Genomic DNA, 17,840 nt, shown 5'->3' on the forward strand with positions numbered 1-17,840 from the left:
CACAAATCCGCGTCAGGTTTCCTGCAGGTCATGGACCCGGACCACGCCCTCCTGACCCGTCTGCGCGACCTGGCCGCGACGCTCCCCGGCGACGTCGCCTGGCTCGCCGGCCCGCCCCTGCGCGCCGACGGCATGCGCGACCTCGGCGAGCGCTTCACCTGCCTCGGCGCCGACCTGATCTCCCGCGCGGGCGTCCTCGACGACATCGCCGCCGCCCGTCTGCCCGCCCACGGCTGGATCCCGGAGTGCGGGCCGGAGCCGCGCCGGCGTCTCGCGCACTACGTCGGCCGCGGCGAGGTCCGCCTGGGCCTCATCTACTTCGCGAGCTGCGGCGCGGGCTGCTTCCCGTTCTACGGCACCGATCCGGCCGAAAGGACCGTCCGGCACGAGCGGTGCGACAAGTGCGTCAAGGAGGCCTACCGCCTCACGAGCGTTCCTTCAGCACGTCCAGGTAGTGCACGTTCGTCATGATGCCGAGGACGTTGCCGAACGGGTCGACGACGGTCGCCGTCACGAACCCGGGTCCGCGTTCGATGATCGGCTCGAACTCCTTCGCGCCGAGTTCGAGCAGGCGGGCAAGGGTCGCTTCGAGGTCGTCGACGTGCCAGCGGACGATCTCCCCGCCCGGCTCGGTCCGCTGCCCCGGCGCGTACCGGGCGTCGATGACGCCGAGTTCGTGCTGGTAGTCGCCGATCCGGAACTCGAAGTACCCCGGCCGTTCGAAGTACGGCTCGATCCCCAAGAACTCCGTGTACCACGCCTTCGCGGCTTCGTGGTCCTCGGCGTAGTACGTCACGGTGGCCATTCCTCGCAGCATCTCTGCTCCTCTCAAGCGGTTCTGGAGCCATCATGCGGAGGCAAAGTGCTCATCGACTGAGCACTTTGTTTGCGACACTCCTCCCATGCGCGCCGACCGCCTTGTCGCCACCTTGCTGCTGATGCAGGCGCGCGGCCGCGTCACGGCCGCCGAACTGGCCGCGGAGCTGGAAACCTCCGTCGCGACGGCTCGCCGTGACCTCGAAGCGCTCTCGACGGCGGGCGTGCCCGTCTACCCGCAGCCGGGCCGCGGCGGCGGGTGGCAGCTGGTCGGCGGCGCGCGGACCGACCTGTCCGGCCTGACCGCGCGCGAGTCGCAGGCGCTGTTCCTCCTGGCCGGCCCGGCCGCGGCCGCGTCCCCCGAGGTGAAGTCGGCGCTGCGCAAGCTGATGGGCGCGCTGCCGGGCACGTTCCGCTCCGACGCCGAGGCGGCCGCCGACGCGATCGTCGTCGACCCGGCCGGCTGGGGCGAACGCGTCAAGGACCGGCCGCCGACGGTCGAACTGCTGCGCGACGCCGTGATCGCGCGCCGGCGCGTCCGGTTCACCTACAGCGGGCGCGAGCGGCTCGTGGACCCGTGGGGGCTGGTCGACAAGGACGACGTCTGGTACCTCGTCGCCGGGACGCCTGCCGGGCGCCGGACGTTCCGGGTCGACCGGATCGTCGAACCCGCCGCGACGGACGACCCCGCCGACCGCCCGGCGGACCTCGAACTGGCGAAGGTGTGGGACGAGGTCGTCGAGGAGATCGAGAAGCGCCGGTCACTGCTCACCGCGGACGTGGTGCTGGAGCGCCGCTACTTCGCCGTGCTGCGCGGCCGGTTCGGCCGGCACTGCGAGCGGGTCGCGGACCTGCCCGGCGACCGGGTCCGCGCGCGGGTGGCCGCGCCGGCGCCGATCATGATCGCGCAGGAGCTGGCCGGGTGGGGCGCACTCGTCGAGGTGGAGGGTCCCGAGTCCGTCCGATCCGAACTGGCCCGGCTCGGCGGCGAGCTGGTCGCCCGCTATGCCCCCACATGTCCTGAATGAGTCATTCAGGACCCCGGAGGTCTTGAATGAGTCATTCAAGGCGTCAGCGGTCCTGAATGAGTCATTCAAGACCCGGGCGGAGGGCCTGCACATACTCCCCGTGGCCGTTATCCTCGGTGAACGGCGTTAATCACTCCACAGTGGACACTAGGAATACCTACTACGAGTGTCCGTTACTCTCCGGTATCTGGCCGTTCGGAGTATCCCGGATCACCCGTTTGCTGTTACTGTGACGTCTCCGTGACCTGAACGTGTGTTCGGTGACACTGCGGTGAGGGCAGAAGATGCGTGACGATGTGGTCGAGGCGAGTGCCGTGGTCGGGCACACGCCGGATGTGGTGTGGCAGATCGTCGGTTCGCCGGAGTGGTATCCGCGGTTCGTGCCCGAGATCGCCGGGTGCGAGATCGTCGAGCACGCCGCCCGCGGCCGGGGACCCAAGGGCGTCATCCGGATCGTCCCCGAACGGGGGCCGTTGATCGAGGCGCAGGTCCAAGCCGTCGTCTACCGGCCGGGCGAGCACGTCGTGTGGTGCGGCGTCCCCGACGAAGGCACGTGGGTCTCGCTCGAGCTGAGACCGCTGGCCGGCGGCAAGACCGAGCTGTTCGTCCGGATGATGCTGCCGCCGTCGCACGTGGATCTCGTGTCGTCGGTGAAGAAGGACGTCCGCGCCCTCGCGCGGCGCCTCGACCTGCACCTCTCCGGCAAAGCCGACCCCGACGCCGACCGCGACGGCAACAAGGCCACCAAGCTGCGCACCACGAGCGTCCTGGTGCGCGCCGGCGTCCTGTCCGCGGGCCGCCCGGACAAGATCGCCCGCCAGCTCAGCTCGCTCGCCCAGTGGGGCGCCACGATCGCCGGCGGCTACCAGGCCGCCGCGGCCCGCGTCCCCGACGAGCCCGCCCTGCACGACGAGCGCAACCTCCGCACGTTCCGGCAGGTCCAGGAGCGCAGCGACCGGCTCGCGAACGGCCTGAGCGAGCTCGGCGTCGGCGAACGCGACCGGATCGCGCTGATGTGCCGCAACCACGCCGCGATGGTCGAGTCGTTCGTCGCCGCCAGCAAGCTCGGCGCCGACCTGATCCTGCTCAACACGGGCCTGTCCGCGGCGTCGGTCAAGGACGTCATCGCCGAGCACCAGCCGTCGGCCGTGCTGGCCGACGACGAGTTCGCGCAGACCATCGCGAACGTCCCGGGCGACTTCGCCCGGATCAGCACCTGGCCGGACGCCGAGACCGGCTACCCCACCGTCGACGAGCTGATCCACGCCGCGCCCGCCGACCCGCCGAAGCCGGTCGACCGGCCGGGCCGCGTCGTCGTGCTGACGTCCGGGACCTCCGGGACGCCGAAGGGCGCGCGGCGGCCCACGCCGAAGGGCATGGGGACGGCCGCGGCGATCCTCGACCGCATCCCGCTGCGCGCCGGCGACCGGATCCTCGTGGCGGCGCCGCTGTTCCACAGCTGGGGCTTGGCCGCGATGCAGCTCGGCATGGCGCTGCGGGCGTCGCTCGCGCTGATCCGCAAGTTCGACGCCGAGGAGACGCTGCGGGCGATCGCCGAGCAGAAGTGCGACGCGCTGTTCGCCGTGCCGATCATGCTGCAGCGCATCATGGACCTGCCCGAGCGGGTCCGCGCGCGCTACGACCTGTCGTCGCTGCGGATCGTCGCGAGCAGTGGCTCGGCGATGTCCGGGTCGTTCGTCACGCAGTTCATGGACACCTTCGGCGACGTCCTCTACAACTTCTACGGCTCGACCGAGGTGTCGTGGGCGAGCATCGCCGCCCCGGCCGACCTGCGCGCGGCGCCGACCACGGCCGGCCGCTGTCCGCTCGGCACGCGCGTCGCGATCCTCGACGAGGACCGCAAGCCCGTCCCGCCCGGCGGCGAAGGCCAGATCTTCGTCGGCAACGACATGCTGTTCGACGGCTACACGAACGGCAAGGACCCGGCGCGCGCGGCGGACCTGATGGCCACCGGCGACGTCGGCTACCTCGACGCCGCGGGCCGCCTGTTCGTCACCGGCCGGGCCGACGAGATGATCGTGTCCGGCGGCGAGAACGTGTTCCCCCGTCCGGTGGAAGAAGCGCTGGTCGCGCTGCCGGGCGTCCACGACGCGGCGGTGGTCGGCGTGGCGGACGCGGAGTGGGGCCAGCGCCTGGCGGCGTACGTCGTCCCGCGGCGCGGCGCTTCGCTGCACGCCGAGGACATCCGTGCGTACATCCACCAGCGCCTGGCCCGGTTCGCCGTGCCGCGTGACGTGTACTTCGTGCCGGACCTGCCCCGCAACGCGACGGGCAAGATCCTCAAGCGCCTGCTGCACGACGACACCTGGCCGGTCACCAGCGAGTACTGATGCCCGAGCACACGCCGGACGGCCGGTACATCGTGGTGAACGGCCGCCGGTGGCGCGCGACGGACCCGGAGATCCCGGACGACGTCCGCGACCGCCTGCAGAAGCACTTGATGGCGGCGCGGCGCGTCCAGGACCGGGCGCGCACCCAGACCGCGAAGGTCGCGTTGGGTGAGCGCGGTGAGCCGTGGTGGGAGCAGACGTCCGAGCAACGCCGTGCGCGCTGGGAAAGCGGCTTGGCCGAACTCGATCAGCCGACCGGCTGACGCAGCACGGTCTTGAGCTTCGCGGGCTCGGTCTTCCGCGGGTCGCCGAGGTAGATCTCGTGGTGCAGGCCGGTTTCCTTGAGTCCTTCGCGCTTCAGGAACTCGTCGTGCAGGCGGGCGAGCAGCGGGCCCTCGTCGTCGTACGAGCCGATGTGGAGCGCCTGCGCGCAGCGGCCTTCGTGCAGCTTTTCGAGCCGGACCGGCGCGTCGATCTTCTTCTTGCGCAGGACGGCTTCCCGGGCTTCTTCGACGGCTTCCTCGCCGATGTGTCGTGGCAGGGAGATGAGCATCGTCCACTGCCAGGAGTCCTTGGCGCGCACGGTGAACGCGGCGTAGTCCTCGGCCCACCACAGGCCCTCCAACGGACCTACTACGAAGTCCTCGCCGGTGCGCTTCGCCGTCATCTTGATCGTGTACGCGAAGGAGTAGAGCGCTTCGACGGCCTTCTTGTAGCTGTCCGCGGTGTTGGGGTTGCCTCGGCCGTCGATCGCGAGGAACTGCTGCTCGGGCACGTCCAGCAGCGCCCAGTCGGTGTTCTTCGGCGCGTAGAGCTGCTTCAGATCCTTCTTGATGTCGTACGGCATCAGGCCAGTCCTTCCAGCCAGGCGGCTTCCGCTTCCAGCTGCTTGAGGGAGTAGTCGAAGATCGCGCGGACGAACGGCGGAGCGTCGGCTTGGGCGGCTCGGCGCACTTCTTCCAGGCGTTCCGCGACGGCTTCGGCGCGGCGGGCGAGCGCGGCCGCGAGCCTCTCGGGTGGGATGGCCGGGCTGTTGGCCAGCCCGACGAGCACCGGCGGGTGCACCGGGCGCAGTTCGGCGACGGCCGCCTCCGCTGCGGCCGCGCAGGCTCGCCGGCCCGCGTCGGTGGCCGTGTACGTCTTCTTGGCCTTGGCGTGCGCGCGTTCTTCCGCGACTTCGGTGACCAGGCCGCGGTCGCGGAGTTTGCCCAGGACGTAGTAGATCGAGCTGAAACCGAGGGCGGTCCACTCGCGCATGCCGCGTTCCGACACGACTTCGTCCAGCTCGTAGCCGTGCCTCGGCCGCTCGACGACGAGGCCGAGGACGGTCAGCTCCGCGTCGGTCAGCACCCGACTATTCTAGTGCTGGAATAGCCCGGTTCGTCAAGGCTGCCGGAAATTGTCGGTGGGTGCTGGCATGCTTCAGCGAGTACCGGAAAGCGAGGTCGGAACAGTGGGGGGACAGGTGGTGACGGCGGTGCCGTGGACCGCGGAACGCGTGGCCGGGCTGGCGCCGGATCCCGCTTCGGAGAAGGCGGGCCGGGCGCTGGCCGCGCCGGCGAAGTGGTCGGGCGCGGGTGCGTCCGAAGACGCCGTGTGGGGCTTCTGCCAGGGCAGTGGCAAGAAGCCGTACCAGACGTGCGTCGAGCTCGCCGAGCCCGCGTTCCGGTGTTCCTGTCCCAGCCGGAAGTTCCCGTGCAAGCACGCGCTCGGGCTGTTGCTGTTGTGGGCCGCTGGTCGGCTGGACACGGCCGAGCCGCCCGAATGGGTGCACTCGTGGCTGGCCGAGCGCGCCGACCGGGCCCAGCGCGCGGAGAAACGCGCGGAGGCGGCCGGACCGAAGGACGAAGAAGCGGCCGCCCGCCGTGCTTCGGAGCGTGCCGCGCGTGTCGAAGGCGGCGTCGCGGAGCTGAAAGTCTGGCTGACCGACCGGATCGGCGCGGGTTTCGCCGGCTTCGAGCGCAGCGGCGGTGAAGAGCTGCGCACGGTGGCCGCGCGAATGGTGGACGCGCAGGCGTCCGGCCTGGCGGGCGGGTTGCGCCGGGCGGCGGGGATCGTCGGCCGTCGCGACTGGCCGGAGGCGTTGCTGGGCGAGCTGTCGCTGGTGTACCTGCTGGCGGATTCGGCGACCCGGCTGGATTCCTTGCCTTCGCCGTTGGCGGAAACGGTCCGCACGCGACTCGGGTTCTCGGTGGAGACGGCCCGGGTGCTGGAAACCGGCGAGCGGGTCTCGGACGAGTGGCTGATCACGGGCGCGGCGGACGAGGAGAACGACAGGTTGCTGACGCGCCGCACGTGGTTGCGCGGGCGCGACACGGGCCGGGACGCGCTGGTGCTGTCGTTCGCGCCACCGGGCCGTCCGCTGGATTCTTCGTTGCCACCAGGGCATTTCCTGACGGCATCACTGGCGTTCTACCCGGGAGCGGCCCCGCTGCGCGCGTTGGTGGTGGAGAGCGGCATCCCGCTGGCGGCCTCCGCGGCGTCCGGCGGATCGATCGCGGAGGCGCTGGGCTCGTACGCGCGGGCGATGGCGGCGGACCCGTGGCTGGAGCGCTGGCCGGTGCTGCTGTCGGGAGTGACGCCGGCGGAACACGCCGGCGGCTGGTGTCTGTCCGAAAAGGACGGAACGGCGTTGCCGCTGGTCCCGTACGCGTGGCCGTGGTCGTTGCTGGCGATGTCGGCGGGCCGCCCGCTGACGGTGGCAGGCGAGTGGAGCCCGGCAGGCTTGAGGCCGTTGACGTGCTGGCACGAGAACCGGGCGGTGCGGCTGTGAGCGAAGCACTGTCCGGCCACGCGGTTGCCCTGGCCACGCCACCACCGGCGCACCCCGGCGACGCACACGCGCCGGCTACCTCGCGCCCCGCGGACCGCGGCCACACACGCCCCACCCCCACTTCGCGCCCCGCGAGCCACGGCCACACACGCCCCACTGCCACATCGCGCCCCGCGAACCGCGACCGCACACGCCCCACCGACACTTCGCGCCCCGCGAACCACGGCCACGCGCGCCCCACCCCCACTTCGCGCCCCACGAACCGCAGCCAGGCAAGGCTGCCCATCACCTCGCACCCGGCCGAACCCGACCACCCAAACCCACCCACCACCTCGCGCGGGACCGACCCGGCGCCGAGCCGCGCCACCCGAGCGCACCTTCCCGCCGGCCCCACCTCCAGCCCCCGCGGCACCCCCAGCCGCCCCACCCTCCGACTCCGAAAGGCGGTGCGACCGTGAAAGCCTGGGAAGACCTCGTCGGCACCGCGCTGCTCGGCACCCGCCGTCGCACGCTGGACCCCGCGACGCAGCCGCCCGCGGTCCAAGACCTCATCCAGGACCGCGAAGACCCCGCCGAACAGCTCCTCGCCGCGGCGGCCGTCCTCACGACCTACCGCCGGGCCGGCCGGCAACCGCTCCACGACGTCCGCCCCCTGCCCGTCGCGGCGCGGGACGACCGGCCCTTCGTCCCGCCCCTCGCGCGGGAACGCCTGGCCCGCCTGCTCGCCGCCAGCCATCCCGATCTCCTCCTGGAATGGCTCGGCATCGTCGCCGGCACGGACTACCGCGTCCCGCCCGAGACGCTCCCCCTCCTCGCCGAAGCCGCGCGGAGCAAGGCCGCCCTGCGGGGGCCGCTCGTCGCGGTCGCCGGGCCCGTCGGGGCGTGGCTCGGGCAGCGGAACCCCGACTGGTCGTTCCTCTCCGCGCCCGCGGAAGAGCACGCCGACGTCTGGCAGTTCGGCAGCCTCGCCCAGCGCCGCCGGTGGCTCGCCGCCCAGCTCAGCCAGGACCCCGGCAAAGCTCGCGAAGCCCTCCACGCGTCCTGGAAGACCGAACCCGCCGAAGTCCGCTCGGACTTCCTCGGCGTGCTCGCCGGCCACCTCGAACCGCGGGACGAAGACTTCCTCGAAGCCGCCCTCACCGATCGCGCCGCGGCCGTCCGCGAACGGGCCGCCGAACTGCTCGGCCGGCTGCCCGGCACGCGGTACGGCGAAAGCATGGCCGAACGCCTGCGGCCGCTCGTCCGCCGCCGGGGCCGGGTCCTCGAAGTCACCGTGCCGCAAGGGGAACGCGGCGAGGGCACCGTCCGGCTGCGCACGCTCGCCGCCGCCGCTCCCCTGGCCTTTTGGACGGAGTTCGGCCCACCCGCCGAGGTCGTCCGGATGACCGTCGAAGGCTGCCCGGCCGGTGTCCTGCGCGACTCCTGGGCGACTGCCGCCCTGCGTCAGCGCGACGAAACCTGGGCGCAGGCCCTGATCGGCGCCGACCCCGGCGGTCGCACCACGCCGCCGCTGCTCGGCGTGCTCAGCCCCGCGAGCCAGGCCGCCACCGTCGGGCACCTGATCAGCCGGCTGCCCGTCGAATCGTTCGCGCGGCTGGTGCACGAGCTGCCCCGGCCGTGGACGAAGGAGCTCGGCACCGCCCTGCTCGACTGGATCGCCCGCCAGGACGACCACCGCCTGGTCTCGCACGCCGCCGTCGTGATCGCCCGCGCGGTCCCGCCGGAGTGCCTGCGCCACCCGCTCGCCACCACCCGCCTGACCATGGACGCCGGGCCGTGGCGCCGGGCGCTCACCGAAACGCTGAACTTCCGCCGCGAAATGTACGAGGAGCTCGCATGACCGCCCCCACCGTCCTCCGGCCGCACGCCGAACAGGACCACGCCGCCGAGCTGGCCGCGCTGGCCGCCGCCGACGAGCGGGCCAAGCCGCCCAACTGGCACCTGTCGCCGTGGGCCGTCGTCGAGTACCTGCTCGGCGGCACCCTGCCGGACGGCACCGTGATCACCCCGAAGTACGTCGGCCCGCGACGGCTGATCGAGGTGGCTGTCGCCACGCTCGCGACCGACCGAGCCCTGCTGCTGCTGGGCGTGCCCGGGACGGCGAAGACGTGGGTGTCCGAACACCTGTCCGCCGCGATCAGCGGGGACTCGACGCTGCTGGTGCAGGGCACCGCGGGTACGTCCGAGGAGTCGATCCGCTACGGCTGGAACTACGCCCGGCTGATCGCCGAGGGCCCGAGCGCCGCCGCGCTGGTCGAAAGCCCGGTGCTGCGCGCGATGCGGGACGGCAAGCTGGCCCGGCTCGAGGAGCTGACGCGCATCCCGGCCGACGTCCAGGACTCGCTGATCACGATCCTGTCGGAGAAGACGCTGCCCATCCCCGAGCTGGGCACCGAGGTGCAGGCGCGGCCGGGCTTCAACCTGATCGCGACGGCGAACAACCGCGACAAGGGCGTCAACGAGCTGTCGAGCGCGCTGCGGCGGCGGTTCAACACCGTCGTGCTGCCGCTGCCGGACAGCGCCGAGGCGGAGGTCGAGATCGTCAGCCGGCGCGTCGCCGAGCTGGGCACGTCGCTGCAGCTGCCCGCCGAGGCCGCCGAGCTGGCCGAGATCCGCCGGGTCGTCACGGTGTTCCGCGAACTGCGCTCGGGCCGCACCGAAGACGGCCGCACGGCGGTGAAGTCGCCGTCCGGCACGCTGTCGACGGCGGAGGCGATCAGCGTGCTGACCGGCGGGCTCGCGCTGGCGGCCCACTTCGGCGACGGCGTGCTGCGCCCGCACGACATCGCGGCGGGCATCCACGGCGCCGTCGTGAAGGACCCGGTGGCCGACCGCGCAATCTGGATCGAGTACCTCGAGACGGTCGTCCGCGAGCGCGACGGCTGGGCCGACTTCTACCGGGCGGGCCAGGAGATCTCGTGACCACCCACCTGCTCGGCATCCGCCACCACGGCCCGGGGTCCGCCCGGGCCGTGGCGACGCGGCTCGCCGAACTGGAGCCGGACGTCGTGCTGATCGAGGGTCCGCCCGAAGCCGACGCCCTGGTCGAGCTGACCGAAGACCCGGCCATGCAGCCGCCGGTCGCGCTGCTGGCGTACGCGACCGACGACGTCTCGCGGGCCGCGTTCTGGCCGTTCGCCGTCTTCAGCCCCGAGTGGCAGGCGCTCACGTACGCACGCGAAGCCGGGATTCCCGTGCGGTTCTGCGACCTCCCGGCCGCGCACACGTTCGCCGCGGGGCCCGACGAACACGCGGGCCCGCCGGTCGATCCGCTGGCGCTGCTGGCCTCGGCCGGCGGCTACGACGACCCCGAACGCTGGTGGGACGACGTCGTCGAGTCCCGGCGGGACAGCGAAAACCCGTTCGACGTGATCGCGGACGCGATGACCGCGGTGCGGGAGGACGAGAAACCCCCGCAGGGCAACGAAGCGCGGCGCGAGGCGTACATGCGCTCGGTGCTGCGCCGCACCCGTAAGGACGGTTTCGAGAACATCGCCGTCGTCTGCGGCGCCTGGCACGTGCCCGCGCTGGCCGACCCGCTACCGCCGGCGTCGCACGACCAGACCGTCCTCAAAGGACTGCCGAAGCGGAAGGTCGCGTGCACCTGGGTCCCGTGGACGCACGGCCGGCTCGCGACGGCCAGCGGCTACGGCGCGGGCGTGCGCTCCCCCGGCTGGTACCACCACCTGTTCACGACGGCCGACGACGTCACCACGCGCTGGCTGGCCGGCGTCGCGGCGGTGCTGCGGGAGGAGGACCTGCCCGTCTCGACCGCGCACGTCATCGAGGCGGTCCGGCTGGCCGAGACCCTGGCCACGCTGCGCGGGCGGTCGTCGGCCGGGCTGGCCGAGGTCACCGAAGCCACCCGGTCGGTGCTGTGCGGCGGCGACGAGGTGCAGGTCGAGCTCGTCACGCGGCGGCTGGTGGTCGGCGAACGGCTCGGCGAGGTGCCCGACCGGGTGCCCCAGCCACCGCTGGCCGCGGACCTGACCGCGACGGCGAAACGCCTGCGGCTCAAGAAGGACCCCGTCGTCAAGGAGCTCGACCTCGACCTGCGGACGCCCGGCGGGCTCGACCGCTCGAAGCTGCTGCACCGGCTGCGCATCCTCGGCATCGAGTGGGGCAGCCGGGAGGCGTCGGCGCGGCGGAACAAGGGCACGTTCCGGGAGACGTGGGCGCTGGCCTGGGAACCGTCGTTCGAGGTCGACCTGGTCGCGGCGGCGGTGTACGGCACCACCGTGCCGTCGGCGGCCACCGCGGCGGTCCGCGGCACCGTCGAGGGCACGCCCCCGCTCGACGAGGTGACCACAGCGGTCGAGAACTGCCTGCTCGCCGACCTGCCGGAGGCGCTGCCCGAAGCACTGGCGGCGCTCGACGCGCGAGCGGCGGCGGACGCGGACGTCGCGCGGCTGATGTCGGCGCTGCCCGCGCTGGCCCGGGCGACGCGCTACGGGAACGTGCGCGGCACCGACACCGAAGCACTGCGCGCGGTGGCCGACCGCATGCTCGACCGGATCTGCGCGGGGCTGCCGCCGGCGACGCACGGCATCGACGACGACGCCGCGGCCCGGATGGCCCAGCTGGTCGACGGTGTGCACGACGCGACATCGCTGCTGGGTGAGGAACCGAAGGAGCGCTGGCTCGCGGCGCTGGCCCGGCTGGCCGAACGGCCGTCGCTGCCGCCTTTGCTGGCCGGGCGTCTCACCCGGATCCTGCACGACGCCGGGCTGCTCGACGCGCTCGACATCGAGCTGCGGCTGGGCCGAGCGCTCACGCCGGGGATCGCACCGTCGGCGGGCGCGGCGTACGTCGAAGGCTTTTTCGACGGCGGCGCGCTGCTGCTGGTGCACGACGAAGGCCTGCTGCGGGTGATCGACGCGTGGCTCGCGGCGATCCCCGCCGACGTCTTCACCGAGGTGCTTCCGTTGCTGCGCCGGACGTTCGGCGCGTTCAGCGGCCCCGAGAAGCGAGCGATCGGGCACCGGGCGTCGGGTCTCGACGGCACCGCGGCGGTCGTCGCGGCGGCCGAGGAACTGGACGAGGACCGGGCGGAGCGCGTCTTGCCCGTCTTGGCGACGCTGTTGGGGGTGGGGGCGTGAGTGCGGAGGCCGAACGGGCGCGGCGCTGGCGGCTGGTGCTGGGCGCCGAGGGCGCGGGCGAAGGGTCGGGGCTGGCCGACGCCCCGCTGTCCGATGAGGACAGTGGCGTCGACGCGGTGCTGGCCGCCCTCTACGACAAGCCGGACGACGAGGCGACGGGCGGCCCGCGTAGCGCGAACCTGGGCGCGTCGGCGCCGCGGGTCGCGCGCTGGCTGGGCGACATCCGGCGGTACTTCCCGAGCACGGTCGTGCAGGTGATGCAGCGCGACGCGGTCGACCGGCTGGGGCTGACCCGGATGCTGCTGGAGAAGGAGCTGTTGTCGGCGGTCGAGCCGGACGTGCACCTGGTCGGCACGCTGCTGTCGCTCAACAGCGTGCTGCCGGAGGAGACGAAGGAGACCGCGCGCGAGGTCGTCCGCAAGGTCGTCGAGGAGCTGGAGGAGCGGCTGGCCGAGCGCACGCGCGCGGCGATCAAGGGGGCGCTGGACAAGGCGTCGCGCACGCACCGTCCCCGCCCGGGCGACATCGACTGGGCGCGCACGATCCACCGCAACCTCAAGCACTACTCCCCCGAGCTGCGCACGATCGTCCCGGAGCAGCTGATCGGCTACGGGCGGCGGCAGCAGGCGGTGCAGCGGGACGTGATCCTGGCGGTCGACCAGTCGGGGTCGATGGCGGAGTCGGTGGTGTACTCGGGGTTGTTCGGGGCGGTGCTGGCGTCGATGCGGGCGTTGCGGACGTCGTTCGTGGCGTTCGACACGGAGGTCGCGGACCTGACCGAGCACCTCGCGGACCCGGTCGACGTCCTGTTCGGCACCCAGCTGGGTGGCGGCACGGACATCAACCGCGCGATCGCGTACTGCCAGGGCCTGGTGGGCAGGCCCGAGCAGACGCTGCTGGTGCTGATCAGCGACCTGTACGAGGGCGGCGACGAGGAAGAGCTGCTGCACCGGATAGCGGAGCTGGTGGGCGCGGGGGTCCAGGTGGTGACGCTCCTGGCGCTGTCGGACTCGGGGGCGCCCTCGTACGACCACGAGAACGCGGCGGCGCTGGCCGAGCTGGGAGTACCGGCGTTCGCGTGCACACCGGACCAGTTCCCCGAGCTGATGGCAGCAGCGGTGCGGGGTGATGACCTGCAGTCCTGGGTGGCGCGCGAGACCAGCTGAGTTGCGGAATGAAACTGATTGGCGGGTGGTTGACGGGGATGTGGGACGCAGATCCCGCAGGAAGGACGGCTCGCCATGAAGGTCCGCAGCTCGATCCGCTCACTGGCCCGCCAGCCGGGCGCCCAGGTCATCCGCCGGGGGACAAAGGTGCTGGTGATCAACAAGGACAACCCGCGCAACAAGGCCCGCCAGGGCTGACGCCCGGAGGGGAACGCGCGGCCGAGCCGGGTGGCCCGACCCGACTCGGCCGCGCGGCAATCCCAGCAACCGGCCGGACGCAAGGGGGCGGCTCCGCAGGGCCAGTGTCCGATCCTCGCGCGCCGGCCGGGCTTGACTCGCCGCCCGGCAATCCCACCAACTGGCCGGCGGCGAGGCGCGGCCCACCCGCGGCGGGAACGCCGCAGGGCCGGGGCCCCCGGCCAAGCAGCCGCTGTCCGATCCTCGCGCGCCCGCCGGGCTTGACTCGCCGCCCGGCAATCCCAGCGACTAGCCGGCGGCGAGGCGCGGCCCACCCGCGGCGGGAACGCCGCAGGGCCGGGGCCCCCGGCCAAGCAGCCGCTGTCCGATCCTCGCGCGCCCGCCGGGCTTGACTCGCCGCCCGGCAATCCCAGCAACTGGCCGGCGGAGGCGAGGCGCAGCCCGCCCGCCGCACCTCGCGGGTACACCGGAGGGCAGGTGTTGCCCGGTTACCGCGCCGCGGTCACCCGATCCTCCGCGCGGCCGAAGCGCATCACTCCGTCGTCGACCCGGCCCAACCTCATATCCGCGAAGTCCAGCAAGTAGTTCTGCCGCATCATCCAAGGCCGCTTCTCACCCTGCTTCGGCAGACCGGGAGCGGCCCTCTTGATGTACCCCGAAGCCAGATCAACGATCGGCCGCGGCCGGCCCGCCCCCGAAGCCGACTCCGCGTCCGGCGCGCAGAACGCGAAACCCCGCCGATCCAGGTACGCCAGCAACCGGCACACGTACTGCGACGTCAAATCCGCCCGCAGCGTCCACGAATTGTTCGTGTACCCCACGCACCACGCCAGATTCGGCACACCGCCGAACATCATCCCCTTGTACGCCCGCTGGTCGCCCGGCTCGACAGCGCGGCCGTCGACCGTCAGCGCGATCCCGCCGAACGCCACCAGCCGGAGCCCCGTCGCCGTCACGATGAGGTCCGCGTCCAGCGAACGGCCCGAAGCCAACGACACTCCGGAAGCCGTAAAGCGCGAGATCTCGTCCGTCACGACGTCCGCCTTGCCCGAGCGCAACGCCCGGAACAGATCCGCGTCCGGCACCAGGCACAACCGCTGGTCCCACGGGTCGTACGACGGCACGAAGTGCGGGTCCACCGGGATCGACGCCGGCAGCTGCGCCGCCACGCGCTTGCGCAGCGCCAGCGACGCCCGGCGCGGCAGCCGCCGCATCAGCTGGAAGAACAGCGTCCCCAGCACGACGTTCTTGCCGCGCACCACCCGGTGCGCGAGCTTCTCCGGCAGCAGCGCCCGGAGCCGGTCGGCGAGCGCGTCGCTGCCTGGGCGCGCCACGATGTACGACGGCGACCGCTGCAGCATCGTCACGTGCGACGCCCGCGCGGCGAGCGCCGGGACCAGCGTCACCGCCGTCGCGCCGCTGCCGATCACCACCACCCGCTTGTCCGTGTAGTCCAATTCAGCAGGCCAATGCTGCGGGTGCACGATCTCGCCGGCGAAGTCCGCGCGCCCCGGGAAGTCGACCACGTGCCCGGACTCGTACGAGTAATAGCCACTGCACAGGTACAGGAACCGGCAGGTGAACGTCGCCCCGTGCGCCGTCGACACCGTCCACAGCGCCGACGCGGACGACCACGACGCCCGCACGACCTGGTGGCCGAAGCGGATCCGGTCGACGATGCCGTACACCGACGCCGTCGAGCGGATGTACGACAGGATCGACGGCCCGTCCGCGATTGCTTTCGGGTCCTTCCACGGCCGGAACGGGTAACCGAGCGTGAACATGTCCGAATCGGACCGGATGCCCGGGTACCGGAACAGGTCCCAGGTTCCGCCGATCGTGTCACGCGCCTCGAGCACCGCGTACGTCTTGCCCGGCAGCCGCTCCTGCAGCCGGCAGGCCGCGCCGATCCCGGACAGCCCGGCCCCGACGATCAGGACGTCGACGTGTTCGGTCATGGCTTCCAGCGTAACCGAGGTGGGGACCCCGCCGGACCGGGTCGGGGCACCGGTCCGGCGGGGAGAACCACTACAGCCGCACCACCGTCGTCGCGCCGAAGGTGCCCTTCAGCGGCACCGTCACGGCCTTCCCGTGCACGGTCACCGTGACGCTGTCCTGCGTCTGCGTCGGGTCCGACACCGCCAGCTGACGCCGCCCGACCGCCACCGACGCCGGCCCGGACACCCGCACCCCGTCGACCGAACCGGCGGTGAAGAAGTTCGCCAACAGCGCTTCGCCCACCCGGACCGCCTGCACCACCGGCGTGTTCGCGACCACCCGCCACGCCCACGACGCCGTCAGCGTGCCGATCACCGACGCGCCCGGCAGCACGGCGTACGCATAAGTCGCGTCGACCGGCTTGACGCCGTGCTCCAGCACCAGTTTCTGGTACCGGCGCGTGTTCGGTGTCGTCGTGCCCTTCGTGTTCGCGCCGGTGTCGATGTCGCGCCACGCACCGGTCCGGTCCTCGCGCAGCGCCGTAACCGAAGCGTCGTCCAGGAGCACGTACCCGCCGACGTTCTCCAGGTGCAGCCAGTGCGAACGACGCAGCGCCGACGCCTTGCCGAGGTCGGTCGGGACGCGCCGGCCGTCCGCGAGCAACGAGCCGCGACCGCCCTCGCCGAGGTTGCGGTTCTCGATCGTCGTGCGCACCGCACTCGCCGACGTGCTGGTGATCCCGGCCCCGAGGCACACGATCCCGGACGGTGTGAAGAACCACGACTTCTTCGCGACCAGCGAGCCGTCCCAGGACGTGAAGTCGAACGCGTACGCGCCGGTCCGGGCGTCCCAGCGGACGCCGCCCGTGTGCGGGTTCGGGCCGACGGGCACGCCGCCGAACTTCGGGTCGACCGGGCCGTCGTTCTCGGTCGTGCCGGGCAGCAGCAGCGGGTCGACCGTCGGCCAGTACGCGTCGGTGTAGTGGCCCTTGGCGTTGGGCAGGAACGTGTAGAGCACGCCGTCGCCGACGTGGAAGCCTTTGAGGTTCTGGCCGTTGATGGACTCGTAGCGCGAGATGCGCGTCGAGCTGACGCCGAGGGACGCCGACCAGTCGTCGGTGACGTGCACCATCCGGTCCTGCTGGCCGAAGTCGCGGTGCGTGGCGACGACCCGCGCCGGGCGCGCGCCCGAGGCCAGCATGTCCTGCGCGAACTCGATGCCGGGTGTCGCCACCAGGTCCGGGCCGGGCGCGAACCGCTCCGGGTCGGGGATCTTCAGGAACGGCGCGTATTCGCCTTCCTTGATCCACTTCGCGGCGAGGGCGTTGAGGTCGGTCTTCGTCTTGCCGGACGCGGTGCGCGCCAGCACCAGCGTCGCGACAGTCAGCTGGTGGCCGATGTCGTGCCCGGTCTCGCCCTGGCGCGAAAGCATCCGGCCGCGTACCGGCTCCATCAGCGCGCCCGCGTAGACGAACGGCGCGAAGCTGTCCGCCACCAGCGCGTAGATCTTGTCCTTCAAGGGTTGCGGCAGCGCGTACTCGGTGCCCGCCGTGACGTGGATGGCGCCGGCGAGCGCGGTGAGCAGGACGATGCCGTAGTGCCCGGGGTACGGGATGGTGTCGTGCTGGATGAACGAGCCGTCGACGTGGAAGCCGTCGCCGGCCGCGCGGTCCAGCTTGGCGACGACGCTCGCCGCTCCCCCGCCGGCGACGTCGGTGAGCGCGTCGATGCCGGTCTTGATCCAGGCGGTGTCGCCGAGCATCGCGCCGGAGACGATGGAGATGAGCGCCTTGTCGGCGCGGTTCGCGCCGGTCTCGATGACCGACGCGTTGTTGGCGCGCAGGTTCGGGTTGCCGACGAACCGCTTGACCGGCGCGAGGTAGCGGGCGAGCTGCTCCGCGGTGAGCTGGTCGGCGACCACCGACAGCGTGTGCAGCAGGTAGTACGGGATGCCGATTTCGTAGGTGTACCAGTTGCCGATCTCGCCGACGTTTTCGTTGTACTGGCTCGCGTAGATCAGCTCGAGGGCGGCCTTGATCCGGTCGAGCACCACGGGGTCTCCGGACAGGGCGCCGCCCGGGGTGCCCCAGTCGACGGCGATGGCGCGCAGCCGCGCGTACATCGACGTGGTGTAGTCGCTGCCGGGACCGAGCGGCAGGTCCGTCCACAGTGGAGCACCCCCGCCGGCGACGGACAGGCTGGCGTTGTAGGCCTTGGCGACGCGGCCCAGGTTGGCCAGCGCCGCGGTGCGTTCCGGCGACGGCCGGTTGATACCGGTCTGCAGCTGCCGGTACGCGGCGACGATCGGCGCGGTCGCCGCCGGCACCCCACCCGCGGCCGGGGTGGCCACGGGTGCTGCGGAAGCGAAAGTGGGACGGGTGAGCAACACGGTCGAAGCGGCCGCCAGCGCGCCGCCGCGCAGGGCGTTTCTCCGGTTCACGGGCATGGCAATGCCTCCCAGGAAGACATCCT

Annotated in this window: 15 protein-coding genes; 10 read left to right on the top strand and 5 right to left on the bottom strand. The window is 72.3% G+C overall.

Annotated elements, in window-relative coordinates:
- The first annotated feature begins 30 nt into the window (after window positions 1-30).
- Window positions 31-471: a hypothetical protein gene (locus tag ACIQWX_RS48835; protein ID WP_400886739.1), complete on the top strand. Its 441-nt coding sequence runs from the start codon at window positions 31-33 to the stop codon at window positions 469-471.
- Here ACIQWX_RS48835 and ACIQWX_RS48840 read toward each other — a convergent pair.
- Window positions 425-817: a VOC family protein gene (locus tag ACIQWX_RS48840; RefSeq protein WP_400886741.1), complete on the bottom strand. Its 393-nt coding sequence runs from the start codon at window positions 815-817 to the stop codon at window positions 425-427. The genes ACIQWX_RS48835 and ACIQWX_RS48840 overlap by 47 nt on opposite strands.
- 85 nt (window positions 818-902) lie before the next feature.
- Here ACIQWX_RS48840 and ACIQWX_RS48845 point away from each other — a divergent pair, with 85 nt between their 5' ends.
- From ACIQWX_RS48845 to ACIQWX_RS48855, 3 genes are all read left to right on the top strand, one after another.
- On the top strand, window positions 903-1,844 hold the full coding sequence (locus ACIQWX_RS48845; protein WP_400886744.1) for a helix-turn-helix transcriptional regulator: 942 nt from the start codon (window positions 903-905) through the stop codon (window positions 1,842-1,844).
- Between the two features lie 284 nt (window positions 1,845-2,128).
- On the top strand, window positions 2,129-4,195 hold the full coding sequence (locus ACIQWX_RS48850; protein ID WP_400886746.1) for an AMP-binding protein: 2,067 nt from the start codon (window positions 2,129-2,131) through the stop codon (window positions 4,193-4,195).
- On the top strand, window positions 4,195-4,458 hold the full coding sequence (locus ACIQWX_RS48855) for a hypothetical protein (protein WP_400886749.1): 264 nt from the start codon (window positions 4,195-4,197) through the stop codon (window positions 4,456-4,458). The genes ACIQWX_RS48850 and ACIQWX_RS48855 overlap by 1 nt, the downstream gene beginning before the upstream one ends.
- Here ACIQWX_RS48855 and ACIQWX_RS48860 read toward each other — a convergent pair.
- Together ACIQWX_RS48860 and ACIQWX_RS48865 are read right to left on the bottom strand one after the other, a co-directional pair.
- Window positions 4,443-5,042, bottom strand: coding sequence for a GyrI-like domain-containing protein (locus ACIQWX_RS48860; protein WP_400886752.1), 600 nt, complete (start codon window positions 5,040-5,042; stop codon window positions 4,443-4,445). The genes ACIQWX_RS48855 and ACIQWX_RS48860 overlap by 16 nt on opposite strands.
- Complete coding sequence (locus ACIQWX_RS48865; protein ID WP_400886755.1) at window positions 5,042-5,545, bottom strand: PadR family transcriptional regulator; 504 nt, start codon at window positions 5,543-5,545, stop codon at window positions 5,042-5,044. The genes ACIQWX_RS48860 and ACIQWX_RS48865 overlap by 1 nt, the downstream gene beginning before the upstream one ends.
- A gap of 103 nt (window positions 5,546-5,648) precedes the next feature.
- Between ACIQWX_RS48865 and ACIQWX_RS48870 the strand changes: the two genes are divergently transcribed.
- From ACIQWX_RS48870 to ACIQWX_RS48895, 6 genes are all read left to right on the top strand, one after another.
- Window positions 5,649-6,968 carry an SWIM zinc finger family protein gene (locus tag ACIQWX_RS48870; RefSeq protein WP_400886756.1) on the top strand — a complete coding sequence of 440 codons (1,320 nt, stop codon included), beginning with the start codon at window positions 5,649-5,651 and terminating at the stop codon, window positions 6,966-6,968.
- Window positions 6,969-7,422: 454 nt separating this feature from the next.
- Window positions 7,423-8,808: a DUF5691 domain-containing protein gene (locus ACIQWX_RS48875; protein ID WP_400886758.1), complete on the top strand. Its 1,386-nt coding sequence runs from the start codon at window positions 7,423-7,425 to the stop codon at window positions 8,806-8,808.
- The gene (locus ACIQWX_RS48880) at window positions 8,805-9,890 is read left to right on the top strand and encodes an AAA family ATPase (protein ID WP_400886760.1); all 1,086 of its coding nucleotides are present in this window, start codon (window positions 8,805-8,807) and stop codon (window positions 9,888-9,890) included. Before ACIQWX_RS48875 ends, ACIQWX_RS48880 begins: the two co-directional genes overlap by 4 nt.
- Window positions 9,887-12,067, top strand: coding sequence for a DUF5682 family protein (locus tag ACIQWX_RS48885; RefSeq protein WP_400886761.1), 2,181 nt, complete (start codon window positions 9,887-9,889; stop codon window positions 12,065-12,067). The genes ACIQWX_RS48880 and ACIQWX_RS48885 overlap by 4 nt, the downstream gene beginning before the upstream one ends.
- Entirely contained in the window at window positions 12,064-13,233 is a 1,170-nt protein-coding gene (locus ACIQWX_RS48890; protein ID WP_400886763.1) for a VWA domain-containing protein, read from the top strand. The genes ACIQWX_RS48885 and ACIQWX_RS48890 overlap by 4 nt, the downstream gene beginning before the upstream one ends.
- Before the next feature lie 75 nt (window positions 13,234-13,308).
- Window positions 13,309-13,431 (top strand): ribosomal protein bL36, encoded by a 123-nt coding sequence (locus tag ACIQWX_RS48895; RefSeq protein WP_086684836.1) that lies wholly within the window; start codon window positions 13,309-13,311, stop codon window positions 13,429-13,431.
- Window positions 13,432-13,919: 488 nt separating this feature from the next.
- Here the strand turns inward: ACIQWX_RS48895 and ACIQWX_RS48900 are convergent, their stop codons facing one another.
- Window positions 13,920-15,389 (bottom strand): flavin-containing monooxygenase, encoded by a 1,470-nt coding sequence (locus tag ACIQWX_RS48900; RefSeq protein WP_400886766.1) that lies wholly within the window; start codon window positions 15,387-15,389, stop codon window positions 13,920-13,922.
- Between the two features lie 70 nt (window positions 15,390-15,459).
- On the bottom strand, window positions 15,460-17,814 hold the full coding sequence (locus tag ACIQWX_RS48905) for a polysaccharide lyase 8 family protein (RefSeq protein ID WP_400886768.1): 2,355 nt from the start codon (window positions 17,812-17,814) through the stop codon (window positions 15,460-15,462).
- Window positions 17,815-17,840: the final 26 nt, after the last annotated feature.

The sequence above is a fragment of the Amycolatopsis sp. NPDC098790 genome (assembly GCF_044759945.1).
Classification (GTDB): Bacteria; Actinomycetota; Actinomycetes; order Mycobacteriales; family Pseudonocardiaceae; genus Amycolatopsis.

Bases quoted from the DNA above. Each gene is read 5' to 3' on its own strand.
- ACIQWX_RS48835 (WP_400886739.1), top strand. From the start codon at position 31: ATGGACCCGGACCACGCCCTCCTGACCCGTCTGCGCGACCTGGCCGCG.
- ACIQWX_RS48840 (WP_400886741.1), bottom strand. From the start codon at position 817: ATGCTGCGAGGAATGGCCACCGTGACGTACTACGCCGAGGACCACGAA.
- ACIQWX_RS48845 (WP_400886744.1), top strand. From the start codon at position 903: ATGCGCGCCGACCGCCTTGTCGCCACCTTGCTGCTGATGCAGGCGCGC.
- ACIQWX_RS48850 (WP_400886746.1), top strand. From the start codon at position 2,129: ATGCGTGACGATGTGGTCGAGGCGAGTGCCGTGGTCGGGCACACGCCG.
- ACIQWX_RS48855 (WP_400886749.1), top strand. From the start codon at position 4,195: ATGCCCGAGCACACGCCGGACGGCCGGTACATCGTGGTGAACGGCCGC.
- ACIQWX_RS48860 (WP_400886752.1), bottom strand. From the start codon at position 5,042: ATGCCGTACGACATCAAGAAGGATCTGAAGCAGCTCTACGCGCCGAAG.
- ACIQWX_RS48880 (WP_400886760.1), top strand. From the start codon at position 8,805: ATGACCGCCCCCACCGTCCTCCGGCCGCACGCCGAACAGGACCACGCC.
- ACIQWX_RS48895 (WP_086684836.1), top strand. From the start codon at position 13,309: ATGAAGGTCCGCAGCTCGATCCGCTCACTGGCCCGCCAGCCGGGCGCC.
- ACIQWX_RS48900 (WP_400886766.1), bottom strand. From the start codon at position 15,389: ATGACCGAACACGTCGACGTCCTGATCGTCGGGGCCGGGCTGTCCGGG.
- ACIQWX_RS48905 (WP_400886768.1), bottom strand. From the start codon at position 17,814: ATGCCCGTGAACCGGAGAAACGCCCTGCGCGGCGGCGCGCTGGCGGCC.